Raw genomic sequence first — 15,488 nt, forward strand, 5'->3', positions numbered from 1 at the left:
AGTCGGGCAGGAATTGTGGTAATTCCATGGCGGCGGGCCCGCGCCGCGCCCTGCCCCGCGACGCGCCCCCCGGGGCGGCGTCGCAAAACAATCCGCTCAGGGACAGAAAATGTCGTTGAACAAGGCGAACAGCATCACCCCCAGAACCAACGTCAGGCCCACCGTCATCATGAGCCGCAGCGCCCGGTCGCTCGGCGGGCGTCCCGCCACGGCCTCGTAGGCGTAGAACACCAGGTGCCCCCCATCCAGTACCGGGATGGGAAACAGGTTCAGCAGGCCAACGGCCGTCGACAGGACCGCGATGAACCAGATGAAGCTGTCCACGCCTTGGCTGGCCATGGCGCCCGACACTTCGGCGATGCCGATGGGGCCGGACATGTTGCAGCTGCTGATCGCGCCCGTGATCATGTGATACAGGCCCGAGATCGAGCCCGAGATGACCGCCCAGGTCTGAGCCAAGGCGCCCGACAGGGATTCGCCGAATCCGCGCGGCCCGGTCTGAAGCTCGTAGGGCAAGCCGCCGACGATGCCGATCCGCCAGTTGGTCTCGAACCCGCCGTCTTCCTGCGGCTCGTCCACCCGGCGCGGCGTCAGGTCGAAATCCATCACCTCGCCGTCGCGCCACACGTCCAGAGCCAACGTCGCCCCGTCCGAGCCCTCGACCACGTCCTTGAGCTGATCGAAGGCATAGATATTCCCGCCGTCGAGGCCGACGATCACGTCTTCCTGCTTCAGCCCCGACTCGAAGGCCGCCGAGCGCGGCGACAGCTGTGTGACCAACGGCGGCTGCGGGTGCGGGCCCATCGCCTCGACGATCTCGCCATCGCGGCGCACCTCGTAGGTCAGCAAAGGTTCCTGCGGCAGAGCATCGATGAAGGCGCGGAAGGCGTCCTCGTCGGCTTGGTCCATGTTGATCATCGTGGGGATCTCGCGCCCCTCGATCGCCAGCAATTCGTCGCCCTGCTGAAGCGTGACACCATCGAACGGCAGCGGGCGCAAATCCGATATCACGTAAGGTTCGGTCACCTTGCCCTGGCTCATCATGATGGCGCCGAAGACAAGGATCGACAGGATGAAGTTGAAGACCGGCCCCGCCGCCACGGTCAGCGTCCGCGCCCAGAGCGGCGCGCCCAGCATGGTCTTGCGTTTCATCTCGGGCGGCATTTCGGCGACGCTGCCGTCACTGGTGCCGCTGGCGGCATTCGCGTCGCCCATGAACTTGACGTAGCCGCCAAAGGGCAGCGCCGCGAGCTGCCAGCGTGTGCCGTGCTTGTCCACGCGGCTGAACAGAACCGGGCCGAAACCCAACGAGAAGACATCCGCCTTGATCCCGCACCAGCGCCCGACGATGTAATGGCCGTATTCGTGGATCGCCACGATGACCGACAGGGCGGCGAAAAAGGCCAGAAGCGTCAGCGCAAGGCCGCCGAACTGCGGGAGAAAGTTTATTCCGTCCAAGGTTTTTTATCCGTCCTGCTCTTTCGCCACGCTGTCGACATACATCCTTGCCAGATGGTCCGCGCGCGCTGTTGTATCAAGGGTCATCGGCCTTTGGGCGATCTTGTCATGCTCGGCAAGCCGCGCCAACACCTCTTCGACGATCGTGTTCATCTGCATGAAGCCGATCTTTCCGGCGATGAAGTGATCCAGCGCCCGTTCCTTGGCACCGTTGAAGACCGCCCCCATAAGGCCACGCGCCTCCATCACCTCGCGCGCCAGGCGCAGCGCCGGAAACCGCTCGGTGTCCGGCGTCTCGAAACTCAGCCTGCCGGTGGCGGCAAGGTCCAGCGCGGCGACCGGCAGGTCGAGCCGCTGGGGCCAGTTCAGCGCGTAGCCTATGGCGTGGCGCATGTCGTGCGGACCCATATGGGCCATCATCGCGCCGTCCACGTAATGCACCATCGCGTGCACCAGGGATTCGGGATGGATCAGCACCTCGATCTGGTCAGGCCGCACGCCAAAGAACTCGCGCGTTTCGATCATCTCCATCGCCTTGTTGAACATCGAGGCGCTATCGATGGTGATCCGCTGGCCCATGTCCCAGTTGGGATGGGTCGCAGCCTCGGCGGGGGTGGCGTGGATCAGCTGCTCCAGCGGCCAGTCGCGAAACGCGCCGCCGCTGGCGGTGATGATGATGCGCTGCACGGCGGCGGCGTCCTCGCCCACCAGCGCCTGGAAAATGCCGGAATGCTCGCTGTCCACGGGCAGGATGCGACCGCCCGCCCGCCGCGCAGTACCCATCAGAAGCTGACCGGCGGCGACCAGCGATTCCTTGTTGGCCAGCGCCAGTGTCGTGCCTTCCTTCAACGCCGCCAGCCCCGGTGCCAGCCCGGCAAAGCCGACGATGGCCGACATCACCCAGTCGGCGGGCCGCGCACCTGCTTCCGTCAGCGCGGTCGCGCCTGCGGCGGCCTCGATATCCGTGCCGCGCAACGCGGCGCGCAGATCCTCCAGCAGGCTGTCATGGGCAGTGACGGCAATCTCGGCATCGCAGGCGATGGCGTCCTGGGCCAGCTGCGCGATGTTGCACCCCCCGGTCAGGGCCACGACGCGAAACTGGTCGCGCTTGCCCTGCACCAGGCTCAGCGTGTTCTGCCCGACCGAGCCGGTCGCGCCCAGAATGCTGATCCGCTTCATCCGCCCGCCCCCGGCATCAGGCCCACGGCCCAGAACAGCAGCGCGGCGGCACTGCCGCCCAGCATGGCGTCGAACCGGTCAAAGACACCGCCATGCCCGGGAATGAGGCTGGAGCTGTCCTTGATCCCCTTGCGGCGCTTCACGGCGCTTTCGGCGATGTCGCCCATCTGCCCGGCAAAGCCCGCCAGCATCGACATCGGTATCAGTTCCAGCCCCATGCCCAGAGGCCGCAGGAAGAACAGCCCCACGATCCCGGCCAGAAGCCAGCCCGCGATGGTCCCCGACCAGGTTTTCTTGGGGCTGAAGCGCGGCCAGAACTTCGGCCCGCCCAGCATCCGCCCGGCAAAGTACCCCGCCACGTCCGATGCGATCACCACGAGGATCAGCCAGAGAATCCACAGCGTTTCATGCCCCGCCCGCACCCAGAGCAGCGCGAAACAGGCCAGCAGCACCCAGGCGATCACGACAAAGGCCAGCGGCCCGTCCTCGGCGGTCTGGCTGGCCGCCACCAGCGCCAGCCCCAGCATCAGCGGCAGCGCGAAGGTTCCGGGCAGGAAATTCAGCGCCAGCATCACCACACCTGCGGCGATGCCAAGACCCACGGCCTGGCGGGTGGCGAACATGCGTGCGGTTTCCCACACCATGGCGCCACAGATGGCACAGACCATCACCACGAAAAACAGCCCGCCCTGGTAGACACCGAACGCCCCCAGCACCAGCATCAGCACGCCCGACAGCGCCCGGCGGCGCAGGTCGGACCACTTCGCGCCGCCTGCGCTCATGCGGTCACGGCCCCGAAACGCCGGTCACGCCCGCCATAGCCGCGCAGCAGTTCGCCGAAGATGTCCGGCGTGAAATCCGGCCAGAGCGTGTCGATGAACTCGTATTCCGCATAGGCCGACTGCCACAGCAGAAAGTTCGAGATCCGCGCCTCGCCTGAGGTGCGGATCACCAGGTCGGGATCGGGCAGCACACAGGTATCGAGATACTTGGGCAGGGTTTCCTCGTTGACGTCCTCGGGGCTCAAGCGCCCTTCGGCCACGTCGCGGGCCAGGCGTTGGGTGGCACGGCTCACCTCGTCGCGCCCACCATAGTTCAGCGCGATCGTCAGGTTCGTGCCGGTGCAGGCCTGGGTCATCGCCTCGACATCGTCCATCAGCTGGCGAAGCTTCGCGTCCAGCCGCGGCCGGTCGCCGATGAAGCGCACGCGCACGTTCTCGCGCACGAACTCCTGCATTTCCTTCATTATATAGCGGCGAAACAGGCTCATCAGCCCCGCCACTTCGGTCTGCGTGCGTTTCCAGTTCTCGGTCGAAAAGGCGAAGATCGTGACGTACTCCACCCCGAAGTCGGGACAGGCGGTCACGATCTCCTTCACCCGGCGCGCCCCGGCATGGTGCCCGAACAGGCGCGGCCGCCCGCGCTTTTGCGCCCAGCGGCCATTGCCGTCCATGATGATCGCCACATGGCGCGGACCCCGGCCGGCGGATTTCTCCTGCATGTCGCGCGCCTCAGCCATTTTCAGACCTGCATGATTTCGGCCTGCTTGGCCTCCAGCGCCTCGTCCACGGCCTTGATGTGCTGGTTGGTCAACTCCTGGACTTCCTCTTCCCAGAATTTCTGGTCATCCTCGGACATGCCGTCGGCCTTGGCCTTCTTGATCTGGTCCATCCCGTCGCGGCGCACGTTGCGAATGGCCACGCGCGCGTTCTCGGAGTATTGCGCGGCGACCTTGGTAAGCTCCTTGCGGCGCTCCTCGTTCAGTTCGGGGATGGGCAGCATGATGATGGTGCCGTTCATCTGCGGGTTGATGCCCAGCCCGCTTTCGCGGATGGCCTTTTCCACCTTGTTCACAAGGCCCTTGTCCCAGACATTGACCGTCACCATGCGCGGCTCGGGCACATTGACCGTACCCACCTGGTTGATCGGTGTCATCGCGCCATAGGCGTCCACCATCACCGGCTCCAGCATCGAGGCCGAGGCCCGGCCCGTCCTGAGCGAGGCGAATTCCGTGCGCAGGCTGCTCATCGCGCCCTCCATCCGGCGCTCCAGGTCCTTGGTGTCCAGTTCGAAGTCGTCGCTCATCTTAAATCCCTTGGTTCTGCCGAACGATGGTCTCGCCTCTATACCGGCAAGTCGCGTCGATTGTATAGGCCTCAGTCCCGTATGAAAGCCCCAGGTTTCGTGTGGATTTCGCGCAGAATGTCCTAGCCGCCCACCTTGGTATACGTGCCTGTCCCGTCAAGGATCGACCGGAAGCCGCCGGGCTCATCGAGCGAAAAGACGATGATCGGCAGGCTGTTGTCCCGCGCAAGCGCGATGGCGCTGGCGTCCATCACGCCGAGGTGCTTGGCCAGCACCTCGTCATAGCTGACCTCGTCGAACCGCGTGGCGTCGTCGTGTTTCATCGGGTCCTTGTCATAGACCCCGTCCACCTTCGTGCCCTTGAAAATCGCCTCGCAGGCCATCTCGTTGGCGCGCAGCGTGGCCGCGGTGTCGGTCGTGAAATAGGGGTTGCCAGTTCCGGCGGCGAAAATGCAGACCCGCTTTTTCTCAAGGTGGCGCACGGCGCGGCGGCGGATATAGGGCTCGGCCACCTCGTCCATGCGAATGGCCGTGATCACCCGGCAGAAGACGCCCAGCTTTTCCAGCGCGCTCTGCATCGCCAGCGCGTTCATCACCGTGGCGAGCATTCCCATGTAGTCGGCGGTCGTCCGCTCCATCCCCTGTGCGCTGCCTTGCAACCCACGAAAGATGTTGCCGCCGCCGATCACCATGCAGATCTCGACCCCCATGTCGTGGACCGATTTCACCTCGCGTGCGATCCGCTCCACCGTCGGCGGATTCAGCCCATAAGTCGCATCGCCCATCAGCGCCTCGCCGGAGATTTTCAGCAGGACCCGCTTGAACGTGGTCTCGGGGGTGTCGGCGTCTGGCATGGGGCGGCTCCTTTGGCGTGGTCTTGGAACGGTCCCGGCGCGGGTCCTTTCTTGGCGCGCAAAATGGGCGAAAACGCCCCCGGGTTCAATCGCCAAACCGGCCCGCGCCGGACCCGGAGCGCGAATTTCGGCGCAAGACGCTTAAATCTGGCACGGAAACGTCCTAAACCGGGGCCATGACCGCCCTGCCCGACATTCCCCCCGGCATTCCCCCAGATCGGCCCGTGCTCATCGCCGGACCCACCGCGTCGGGCAAGTCCGCCCTGGCGCTGGCGCTGGCGGAACGCGATGGCGGGCGCATCATCAATGCCGACGCGCTGCAGGTCTTCGCCAACTGGCGCATCCTGACCGCCCGGCCCGCGCCGGACGAGGAAGCCCGCGCGCCCCACGCGCTCTACGGTCATGTGCCGGGCGATGCCGCCTATTCCGTGGGCCATTGGCTGCGGGATTTACAACCCTTGCTGAACGATGGCCCCCGCCCGATCATCATCGGCGGCACCGGGCTCTACTTTTCGGCCCTGACCGAAGGGCTGGCCGAGATTCCCGCCACCCCACCCGGGATCCGGGCCGAGGCCGACGCGCTGCTTGCCGCCAAAGGCCTGACAAGCCTGCTGGACGATCTCGATCCCAAGACCCGGGCGCGCATCGACACCGCCAACCCGATGCGCGTGCAACGCGCGTGGGAGGTGCAGCGCGCCACCGGCAAACCGCTGGCCCAGTGGCAGGACGCCACGCCGCCCCCGCTCCTGCCGCCCGACAGCGCCACCTGCCTGCTGATCGACGCACCCAAGGACTGGCTCACCCCGCGAATCGAACACCGCTTCGATCTGATGCTCGAGGCGGGCGCACTGGACGAGGCGCGCGACAACCTCGCCACATGGTCCGCGTTGCATCAATCGTCCAAGGCCATCGGCGCCCCCGAACTCATCGCCCATCTCAACGGTGAGATGGCGCTCGACGCGGCCCGCAAGGCCGCCATCATCGCCACAAGGCAATATGCCAAGCGCCAACGCAGCTGGTTCCGCGCCCGCATGAAAAACTGGCAAACCCTCGCCGCCGCCATGCTCTGACCGGGATTTGACCTTGTCAGCCCTGTACAGAATCGGACATTCCTGACCTCAATTCGATGCAAACCCTGCGCGATCCGTGCAGAATCACGACAATCGAGGCCCCGGACAGTGACATCCCATCCGCAACTCCAGACGCTCGCGCAGTGGATCGGCCCGGGCGCATGGCGCGCCAGCCTGCCGCACAGCGACCCGCATCACGTGTTCCTGTGGATCACCCGCGGACAAGGGCGCTGCCTGATCGGCGGCCGGCGGCGCGGGCTGGCGGTACATACCGCGCTCGTTCTGCCCGCCGGCGCGCTTTTCGCCCTCGATCCCGGCTCGCAAAGCTTCGGTCTCGCCTGCCGCATCCCGCCCCGGACCGGCATCCTCATGCCGGACGAGCCGGTGCTGCTGCGCGTCCGCGACCCGCGGGCGCAGGCCGACCTGACCACCCTGCTGGAAACCATGCAGCGCGAACAGAACGAGGCCCGCGACTTCATGGACGAGGCGATGACCGCCCATGCCCAGCTTCTGACAGTCTGGCTGCGTCGCGCCATGATGGCCAAGTCCGAGGAAATCGCCGACGCGACCGCGGCGGATCGGCTGGTCGAGGCGTATGCCGCGCTGATCGAGCGCGACTACACCACCGGCACCTCGATGCAGGACCTGGCCCGGCACCTTGGCGTGACACCCACGCATCTCAGCCGGGTGTGCAAGTCGACGGCGGGCCTGACGGCCTCGGCCATGCTGACGGGCCGCGTCCTGCATGCCGCCCGCGACATGCTGGAAACCACCGACCGCCCCGCCAACCAGGTCGCGGCCGAGCTGGGCTTCAGCAGCGCCGCCTATTTCTCGCGCTTCATCCATCGCCATACCGGCAAGTCGCCCTCGGACCTGCGCCGCGCCGCGCCGCGCAAAGCGGCCTGATATCGCGTTGGTCACAGGTATTTCAGCGCCACCCGGTTGATTTCCGCGCGGCCGGGATGGAAACTGAGACCTGACGCCTCATTTCTATTCACAAAGCTTGTTTCAAGGCCCGCGCCCATGTCCTCTCGCTCCGACGTCCCGCCGCATCCCGCCCTGCCCGCTCTGAACCGCGCGTTGAGGCGTGGCACGATGAACCGGCGCGAGTTTCTGACCCGCGCCTGCGGTCTTGGCCTCTCGGCCCCGCTGGCCCTGTCGATGGCCGGCCTGCCGGCCCCGGCGCGCGCCCAGGACCCGGCCCAAATCGTTCCCGGCGGCACGCTGCGCATCCAGCAGAACGTGAAGGCGCTCCGCGATCCCCGCACCTATGACTGGAGCGAGATGGCCAACCAGACCCGCGGTTTCCTGGAATACCTCGTAGAATACGGCCGCGACGGCACCGTGCGCGGGATGCTTCTGGAAAACTGGGACGTGAATTCCGACGCGACCGAGTATCGCCTGAACGTGCGCGGCGGCGTGACGTGGAACAACGGCGATCCCTTCACCGCCCGCGACGTGGCCCGCAACCTCGAACGCTGGTGCGACGCCTCGGTCAAGGGCAACTCCATGGCCTCAAGGCTCAAGAGCCTCTGCGATTCCGCCTCGGGCCAGATTCGCGAGGATGCGGTGCGCGTCATTGATGACACCGCCCTTGTCCTCACGCTCGCCACCCCGGACATCGCGCTGATGGCCAACCTGTCCGACTATCCGGCGGCGGTGATGCATGCCAGCTACGACGGCGGCGATCCGTTCGAGCATGGCATCGGCACCGGCCCCTTCCGGCCCGTCGAATTGTCCGTCGGCCGGCGCTGCGTTTTGGAGCGCAACACCGATCACGACTGGTGGGGCACCGACGTTCTGGGCGGGCCTTACCTGGACCGTGTGGAATTCGTCGATCTCGGCACCAACCCGTCCAACTGGATCGACGCGGTCGAGGCCGACGAGATCGACCTGCTCTACGAATCCGTCGGCGATTTCATCGAGGTGCTGGACGCCAGCGGCTGGACCCGGACCGAGACCGAAAGCACCGCCACCATCGTCATCCGCGGCAACGCCAAGGCAGAGCTCGGCGGCGATTACCCCTATGCCGACGCCACCCTGCGACGGGCGCTGGCGCTGGCCGTGCGCAACGAGACCTGTCTCGAACTTGGCTATTCCGGGTATGGCACGGTCGCGGCCAACGACCATGTCAGCCCGATCCACCCCGCCCATGCCGATCTTGGCCCGGCGCCTTTCGACGCCGCGCAGGCCCGCGCCGACCTCGAGGAAATCGGCATGCTGGGCTTTGAGCACGAGCTGATCACCGTCGACGACGAATGGCAGCGCAACACCGCCGACGCGGTCACGGCGCAGCTGCGCGACGCCGGTCTGACCGTGCGCCGGACGGTCCAGCCCGGCGCCTCCTTCTGGCAGAACTGGCGCGATTATCCGTTCTCTCTCACCCAGTGGAATCACCGCCCCTTGGGCGTACAAGTGCTCGACCTCGCCTACCGCTCGAATGCCGTGTGGAACGAGACCGGCTTTGCCAACGAAGAATTCGACCGCCTTCTGGACCGGGCCTTGTCGATCACCGACACCGACACGCGGCGACAGACGATGGAAAGGCTGCAATCCATCCTGCGCGAGGAAGGTGTGATCATCCAGCCCTACTGGCGCACGCTCTACAACCATCACAACGGCCGGGTCGTGGGGGCGGAAAAGCACCCCTCGAACGAGATCCATCTGCACAAGATCGGCTTTACCGGCTGAATGCGGCGCGGACTGACAGCCATGACATCCCGAAAGGCCACAGCATGAAAATCACCCGCCCCGGCACCAATCCATCATCTCCCGGCCCCGCCGAGTATTTCACCGGCACCGTGCGGCTCGACCCGCTTTTCACAGCCGAGGCCCCGGGCCGCGCCGTTGGCCTTCATGTCACCTTCGGAAAGGGCCGCGTTCGGCGCGAGGGCGGCCCGGTCGAGGAGATCCGGCAAGGCGACGTGGTGTGGTTTCCGGCGGACGAAAAGCACTGGCACGGCGCATCGCCGGACACGGCCATGAGCCATATCGCCATTCAGGAAAGCATCGACGGAAGCGCCGTCCGTTGGATGGAAAAGGTCTCCGACGAAGATTACGACGGCTGAGACGCGCGCCGCGGCCTACTGCCCGTAAATGATCTTCACGTAGTTGCGGGTTTCCTTGTAAGGCGGAATGCCATTGTATTTCTGCACCGCCTTCGGCCCCGCATTGTACGCCGCCAGCGCCAGCCGCCAGGATTTGAAAGTGCGGTACTGTTCCGCCAGGTACCGCGCCCCGCCGTCCAGATTCTGGCGCGGGTCGTTGGGATCGACCCCCAGATAGTTCGCCGTGCCGGGCATCAACTGCGCCAGCCCGATCGCGCCCTTGTGCGAAACGGCCCGCGGGTTCCAGCCCGATTCCTGCTGCACCAGCCGCAGGAACAGGTTTTCCGGAATACCATGCCGCCGCGCCGAATCCTTGGCGACATTCAGGTATTGGCCCTTGTACTTGCCATTGTACCCAAGCGCCGGCGCGGCTTCGTCCCATTTGCTGGGCGTGTGCACCTTCTGAGGCTGCAGTTTTACGGAGGCGTTGTATTGCTGCTTGGCGCGGGTATCGAGCACCCGTGTCTGCGAACTGAAGATCCGTTTCTTGCCCTTGGTCGAGAGAATATCCGCCGTGGCCGCCATCGGCCAGGCCAGTGACACGCAGGTCACCGCGATTGCCAGCTTACGCATACTGAACACCGTCCCCTTACTGTCCCTTGCCGGTCTGGTCCGTGTCCCGCGTCCCCGGGCAATGGCCTGACCGTCTCGTGCCACACTATACCGAACTCAACTCAAATTGCCATAGTTGGAGGCTACATTCAGCCATGCCGCGCCGTGCTGCGAATTTTCCCGGATTTTAGCCTTTTCTTCATCCCCCCGGGGTGATGTAAGGTGAACGTTAACCAAGAGACAGCAGCAGGAGGGCGCCATGGCCGGTTCCGTCAACAAAGTCATTCTCATCGGCAACCTGGGACGCGACCCCGAGGTGCGCACGTTCCAGAACGGCGGCAAGGTGTGCAACCTGCGCATCGCCACCTCCGAGAACTGGAAGGACCGCAACACCGGCGAACGCCGCGAACGCACCGAATGGCACACCGTCGCCATCTTCAACGAGGCGCTGGTGCGGCTGGCCGAGCAATACCTGAAAAAAGGCTCCAAGGTCTATATCGAGGGCAAGCTGGAGACCCGCAAGTGGCAGGACCAGTCCGGCCAGGACCGCTATTCGACCGAGGTGGTTCTGCGCCCCTACGCGGGCGAGATGACCTTCCTCGACGGCCGCGACAGCGGCGGCGGTGGTGGCGGCGGCGGCTATGGCGGCGGCAGCGGCGGTGGCTATGATCAGGACTACGGCGGCGGATCATCAGGCCCGTCCGACCAAGGCCGCTCGCAACCTTCGCCTTCGCGCGATTACGACGACGAGATCCCGTTCTGATCAGGGCCTGATCGGTGCTGTCTTCCCTGTCACCCGAGGGACAGGCTTTGGTCACCGTCGTCACCTGCCTGGCGGTGGCCTATTTCATGCTCTACCCGGCCCTGCGTCCGCGCCACGTGTCGCGCATGGGTCTGTATGATCTTGGCGTCACCGGCGTGATGCTGTTGGTCAACGGTTGGCTCTTCTGGGGCACCGGAACCCACTTTTCGCTCTGGCTGTTCGAGACCAACTGGGCGGTCTTCACCATCGTCATCGCGCTGCTGATCGAAACGCCGCTGTCGCTTTGGTACATGCGCCGCAACAACGTGCGCTGGGATTGACGCGCTACCAGATCAAGTCGATCACGCTCAGCACCACGAAGACCGGCACCGACAGGGCCACCGCCACCAGCCACGCGGCATAGAATGTGGGCCGCACGCTGGGCGCGGTGACACCGCGAACGGGTTTCCTTGCCTTCGCCATAGGCGCCATTAACCATGATTTAGGTTATCATCGCCTTAATGGGGCCATGTCCCATGTCTGGAGTCCTTGCGACACCGCCCCCGATCCGCCTGCTCCCTGTGCGCTACACCAGCACCCGCGCTAAGGCGCCGCGATGCAGGCCATCGGGGCCGAGGTCGGGTGGTTGGCTCTGAAACACGGCGCTGACACGCCGGGCACCGCGCAACTGCTGCGCCGTCGGCTGGGCCCCTTGCGCGTGACATGGCTGCCGCGCGGCCCGGTGCTTGCGCCCCGCACCGATCCGGGGAGCGCCCGGATGCACCTGCCCGGCCCTTCGATTGTTCAGCCGGACACGCCCGCCATGGACTGCCTCTTTCGGTCCAACGGCTACCGCGCCCTGCTCACGCCGGCCCACGTGGCCGAACTGGACCTCACGCCCGGCCCGAAAGCTCTATTCGCAGGCCTGCACGGCAAATGGCGCAACCGCCTGCGCGCGGCAAAGGCCGGACAACTGCGCACGCATCACCGCCCGTTCGATCCAGACCGCGACGCCGACCTGCTGATCCTCGACCAGCGCCAGCAACGCGCCCGCGGCTACCGCGCCTTGCCTCCGGGCTTCACCTGCGCTTATGCCGGCACCCATCGCCAAGCCACGCGGCTTTTCACCGCCCATGACCGCGCCGGGATGCTGGCCTACCTGCTGTTCCTTCTGCACGGCGCCACCGCCACCTATCACATCGGCTGGGCCGCTCCCGCCGCCCGCCGAACCCACGCCCATACCCTGCTGATGTGGCAGGCCATCACCGACCTGCACCAGCGTGGCGTCACCCGGCTCGACCTCGGTACTGTCGATACCGAGGCCGCCCCCGGCCTCGCCCGCTTCAAGCTTGGCACGGGAGCCACCGCCCGCCCCCTCGGCGCAACACTACTGCAGCTTTTGCCGCATCGCGGCGCGGGCATCGCCGCGTAACACCTTTTTCCCTCTGGCAATCGGCGCGCAAAGCCCTTAGGGCCTGCCTCAAATCACCAAGGATACCCCAATGGACCTGCGTAACATCGCCATCATCGCCCACGTCGACCACGGCAAGACCACCCTCGTGGACGAGCTTCTCAAGCAGTCGGGCGCCTTCCGCGAGAACCAGGCCGTGGCCGAACGCGCGATGGACAGCAATGACCTGGAGCGCGAGCGCGGCATCACCATCCTCGCCAAGGCCACCAGCGTGGAGTGGAAGCAGACCCGCATCAACATCGTCGACACTCCCGGCCACGCCGATTTCGGAGGCGAGGTCGAGCGCATCCTCAGCATGGTCGACGGCGTGGTGCTGCTGGTCGACGCCGCCGAAGGCCCGATGCCGCAGACCAAGTTCGTGACTTCCAAGGCGCTTGCCCTTGGCCTGCGCCCCATCGTGGTGCTCAACAAGGTCGACAAGCCCGATGCCGAGCCCGATCGCGCGCTGGACGAATGCTTCGACCTCTTCGCGGCGCTGGATGCAGACGAGGATCAACTGGATTTCCCGCACATGTACGCCTCCGGCCGCTCCGGCTGGGCGGATCACGAGCTGGACGGCCCGCGCAAGGACCTGACCGCGCTATTCGACCTGATCGTCAATCACGTGCCGGCGCCCAAGCAGGTCAAGCGCGCCGATGATGATTTCCGCATGCTGGCCGTCACCCTGGGCGCCGATCCCTTCCTGGGCCGCCTGCTGACGGGGCGCGTCGAATCGGGCCGTCTCAAGGTCGGCGCGACCGTTCAGGCGCTCAGCCGCGTGGGCCAAAAGATCGAACAGTTCCGCGTCGCCAAGATCCAGGCCTTCCGCGGCCTGACACTTCAGGACATCGACGAGGCGACGGCGGGCGATATCGTCAGCCTTGCGGGCATGTCCAAGGCCACCGTGGCCGACACGATCTGCGCGCTGGCGGTGGACGAGCCGCTGTCGGCACAACCCATCGATCCGCCCACAATCTCTGTCACCTTCGGCATCAACGACAGCCCGCTGGCGGGCCGCGACGGCAAGAAGGTGCAGTCCCGCGTCATCCGCGAACGCCTGATGAAAGAGGCGGAAACCAACGTCGCCATCAAGGTCACCGACACGCCGGGCGGCGAGGCGTTCGACGTCGCGGGCCGGGGCGAATTGCAGATGGGCGTCCTGATCGAGAACATGCGCCGCGAAGGCTTCGAGCTCAGCATTTCCCGCCCTCGCGTCCTGATGCGCGAAGGCGAGAACGGCGAACAGCTGGAACCGATCGAGGAAGTCATCATCGACGTCGACGACGACCATTCCGGTGCCGTGATCGAAAAACTGACCGGCCCCCGCAAAGGCGAGATGACCGAGATGAAACCCGCCGGCGCCGGCAAGACCCGCATCATCGCGCTGGTCCCGTCGCGCGGCCTCATCGGCTATCATGGCGAGTTCCTGACCGACACGCGCGGCACCGGCGTTCTGAACCGTGTCTTCCACGGCTGGGCGCCGCACAAGGGCCCGATCCCGGGCCGCCGCGCCGGTGTGCTGATCTCGATGGAATCGGGCGAGGCCGTGGCCTATGCGCTGTGGAATCTCGAAGAGCGCGGCCGCATGTTCATCGGTCCGCAGGAAAAGATCTACCAGGGCATGATCATCGGCGAGCACAGCCGCGAAAACGATCTGGAAGTGAACCCGCTGAAGGGCAAGAAACTGACCAACGTCCGCGCGTCGGGCACCGACGAGGCCGTGCGCCTGACGCCGCATGTCCAGATGTCGCTGGAAGAGGCCATCGCCTATATCGACGACGACGAACTGGTCGAGGTCACGCCCAACGCCCTGCGCCTGCGCAAGCGCCACCTTGACCCGCACGAGCGCAAGCGCGCCGCCAAAACCGCGTAACGCATGGCCGATACCCCTCGCAAACTGACCCGCGCCGACTGGGCCAAGAGCCCCGATGCTTGGGCGGGTCATTTCGAGGGCAAGAGCCTCGGTACGGACGTCACAGTGCTCTTTGTCGAGATCGAGGAAGCCGGCAAAGGCGCCCGCCTGCATACGCACCCGTACGACGAAGTCTTTATCGTCCGCGAAGGCCGCGCCCGCTATACCATCGGCGAAAACACAATCGAAGCCGAAGCGGGCGACGTTCTGCTTGCGCCCGCTGAAGTTCCACACAAGTTCGTAAATCTCGGCCCCGGGCGGCTGGTGTCGACGGACATCCACCTCAGCCCCGAATGGATCCAGACCGACCTCGAATAGCGCCGCGCGGCCCGCAGTCCCTGATCTGCATCAAGACCCGTCGGGCCGTTTATGCTAAGCTCCCAACATGGTACTGTCGAACCCGAGATCCGCTCTGCTATCTGCGCTGATCTTTCTCATCGGCGCACCGGGCAGTCTTGCGGACAGCTTCGACTGCCCCGGCACCCCCGTGACCGTCGAGGCGGAGTCGTCTGAGGCCGCGGCCCCCATATGCACCGCCATCACCGATGCCCTGCAGACATTGCGCACCTGCAACGTGCCGCTCACCCATAGCGTCACCGTCATCCAGCGCGACGCGCTGCAACCCGGCTGCATGGGCGTTTATCATTGCGGTGAAGAGGAAATCGAGTTGCTGACCCATGCCGCGATGGAAACCGCCCGCGACCCCGACAACAGCCTCGCCTTCGTCGATACGCAGGCGTATTTCAACAGCATTCTGGCTCACGAGCTTGCTCATGCTGCCTTCGACACGGTGCCCTGCCCCTTCGACAGCTGCCTTGCGACCCATGAATACGTGGCGCACGTGATGCAGGTCCGCTCCCTGCCCGCCGCCGATATCGCCCGGTTCGAGGCCGCGATCGACATGGACACGCCGCTGGGCCGCGACACGATCAACCCGTTCATCTACCTCATGGCGCCGGACGCCTTCCTGGGCCGCGCCTGGGCGCATTTTCGACAGCGCCCCGATCCCTGCGGCTATATCGGCGAGATCATGTCAGGCCGGGTCGTGCTGGACCGCGAACGCTTCGAGTGACACCGGC

General features: G+C 65.6%; 18 protein-coding genes. 10 read left to right on the forward strand and 8 right to left on the reverse strand.

The window, feature by feature from the left end:
* Positions 1-96: 96 nt before the first annotated feature.
* From rseP to pyrH, 6 genes are all read right to left on the reverse strand, one after another.
* On the reverse strand, positions 97-1,458 hold the full coding sequence (gene rseP / locus PVV74_RS00785) for an RIP metalloprotease RseP (RefSeq protein ID WP_103761284.1): 1,362 nt from the start codon (positions 1,456-1,458) through the stop codon (positions 97-99).
* 6 nt (positions 1,459-1,464) lie between these two features.
* Complete coding sequence (gene dxr, locus PVV74_RS00790) at positions 1,465-2,637, reverse strand: 1-deoxy-D-xylulose-5-phosphate reductoisomerase (RefSeq protein ID WP_274591893.1); 1,173 nt, start codon at positions 2,635-2,637, stop codon at positions 1,465-1,467.
* Positions 2,634-3,419 (reverse strand): phosphatidate cytidylyltransferase, encoded by a 786-nt coding sequence (locus tag PVV74_RS00795; RefSeq protein ID WP_274591894.1) that lies wholly within the window; start codon positions 3,417-3,419, stop codon positions 2,634-2,636. Before PVV74_RS00795 ends, dxr begins: the two co-directional genes overlap by 4 nt.
* Positions 3,416-4,156, reverse strand: coding sequence for an isoprenyl transferase (locus PVV74_RS00800; protein WP_274591895.1), 741 nt, complete (start codon positions 4,154-4,156; stop codon positions 3,416-3,418). Before PVV74_RS00800 ends, PVV74_RS00795 begins: the two co-directional genes overlap by 4 nt.
* A gap of 2 nt (positions 4,157-4,158) precedes the next feature.
* A complete protein-coding gene (gene frr, locus PVV74_RS00805) occupies positions 4,159-4,722 on the reverse strand; it encodes a ribosome recycling factor (RefSeq protein ID WP_103761287.1) in 564 nt (187 codons plus the stop codon).
* 122 nt (positions 4,723-4,844) lie between these two features.
* On the reverse strand, positions 4,845-5,576 hold the full coding sequence (gene pyrH, locus PVV74_RS00810) for a UMP kinase (protein ID WP_103761288.1): 732 nt from the start codon (positions 5,574-5,576) through the stop codon (positions 4,845-4,847).
* Positions 5,577-5,752: 176 nt separating this feature from the next.
* On the opposite strand from pyrH, the gene miaA reads away from it, so the two are divergent.
* The 4 genes from miaA (at position 5,753) to PVV74_RS00830 (ending at position 9,714) form a co-directional block, all read left to right on the forward strand.
* A complete protein-coding gene (gene miaA / locus PVV74_RS00815) occupies positions 5,753-6,646 on the forward strand; it encodes a tRNA (adenosine(37)-N6)-dimethylallyltransferase MiaA (protein ID WP_274591896.1) in 894 nt (297 codons plus the stop codon).
* Positions 6,647-6,754: 108 nt separating this feature from the next.
* Positions 6,755-7,552 carry a helix-turn-helix domain-containing protein gene (locus tag PVV74_RS00820; protein WP_274591897.1) on the forward strand — a complete coding sequence of 266 codons (798 nt, stop codon included), beginning with the start codon at positions 6,755-6,757 and terminating at the stop codon, positions 7,550-7,552.
* Positions 7,553-7,669: 117 nt separating this feature from the next.
* The gene (locus PVV74_RS00825) at positions 7,670-9,337 is read left to right on the forward strand and encodes an ABC transporter substrate-binding protein (protein WP_274591898.1); all 1,668 of its coding nucleotides are present in this window, start codon (positions 7,670-7,672) and stop codon (positions 9,335-9,337) included.
* Positions 9,338-9,381: 44 nt separating this feature from the next.
* Positions 9,382-9,714 (forward strand): cupin domain-containing protein, encoded by a 333-nt coding sequence (locus tag PVV74_RS00830; protein WP_274591899.1) that lies wholly within the window; start codon positions 9,382-9,384, stop codon positions 9,712-9,714.
* A 15-nt stretch (positions 9,715-9,729) separates the two neighbouring features.
* Here the strand turns inward: PVV74_RS00830 and PVV74_RS00835 are convergent, their stop codons facing one another.
* A complete protein-coding gene (locus tag PVV74_RS00835) occupies positions 9,730-10,326 on the reverse strand; it encodes a lytic transglycosylase domain-containing protein (protein ID WP_103761292.1) in 597 nt (198 codons plus the stop codon).
* Between the two features lie 238 nt (positions 10,327-10,564).
* Here PVV74_RS00835 and ssb point away from each other — a divergent pair, with 238 nt between their 5' ends.
* Positions 10,565-11,068, forward strand: coding sequence for a single-stranded DNA-binding protein (gene ssb, locus PVV74_RS00840; RefSeq protein WP_152474709.1), 504 nt, complete (start codon positions 10,565-10,567; stop codon positions 11,066-11,068).
* 14 nt (positions 11,069-11,082) lie between these two features.
* Positions 11,083-11,388 (forward strand): hypothetical protein, encoded by a 306-nt coding sequence (locus tag PVV74_RS00845; RefSeq protein WP_274591900.1) that lies wholly within the window; start codon positions 11,083-11,085, stop codon positions 11,386-11,388.
* Positions 11,389-11,392: 4 nt separating this feature from the next.
* Here PVV74_RS00845 and PVV74_RS00850 read toward each other — a convergent pair whose 3' ends face one another.
* Entirely contained in the window at positions 11,393-11,530 is a 138-nt protein-coding gene (locus tag PVV74_RS00850) for a hypothetical protein (protein ID WP_170067091.1), read from the reverse strand.
* Between the two features lie 133 nt (positions 11,531-11,663).
* Here PVV74_RS00850 and PVV74_RS00855 point away from each other — a divergent pair, with 133 nt between their 5' ends.
* The 4 genes from PVV74_RS00855 (at position 11,664) to PVV74_RS00870 (ending at position 15,481) form a co-directional block, all read left to right on the forward strand.
* Entirely contained in the window at positions 11,664-12,479 is an 816-nt protein-coding gene (locus tag PVV74_RS00855) for a GNAT family N-acetyltransferase (RefSeq protein ID WP_274591901.1), read from the forward strand.
* A 70-nt stretch (positions 12,480-12,549) separates the two neighbouring features.
* On the forward strand, positions 12,550-14,370 hold the full coding sequence (gene typA / locus PVV74_RS00860) for a translational GTPase TypA (protein ID WP_274591902.1): 1,821 nt from the start codon (positions 12,550-12,552) through the stop codon (positions 14,368-14,370).
* Positions 14,371-14,373: 3 nt separating this feature from the next.
* Complete coding sequence (locus tag PVV74_RS00865; protein WP_274591903.1) at positions 14,374-14,727, forward strand: cupin domain-containing protein; 354 nt, start codon at positions 14,374-14,376, stop codon at positions 14,725-14,727.
* A 67-nt stretch (positions 14,728-14,794) separates the two neighbouring features.
* On the forward strand, positions 14,795-15,481 hold the full coding sequence (locus PVV74_RS00870; protein ID WP_274591904.1) for a DUF6639 family protein: 687 nt from the start codon (positions 14,795-14,797) through the stop codon (positions 15,479-15,481).
* The last annotated feature ends 7 nt before the right edge of the window (positions 15,482-15,488 follow it).

It is taken from the genome of Roseovarius sp. SK2, assembly GCF_028807495.1.
In the GTDB taxonomy this organism is placed as follows: domain Bacteria; phylum Pseudomonadota; class Alphaproteobacteria; order Rhodobacterales; family Rhodobacteraceae; genus Roseovarius; species Roseovarius confluentis.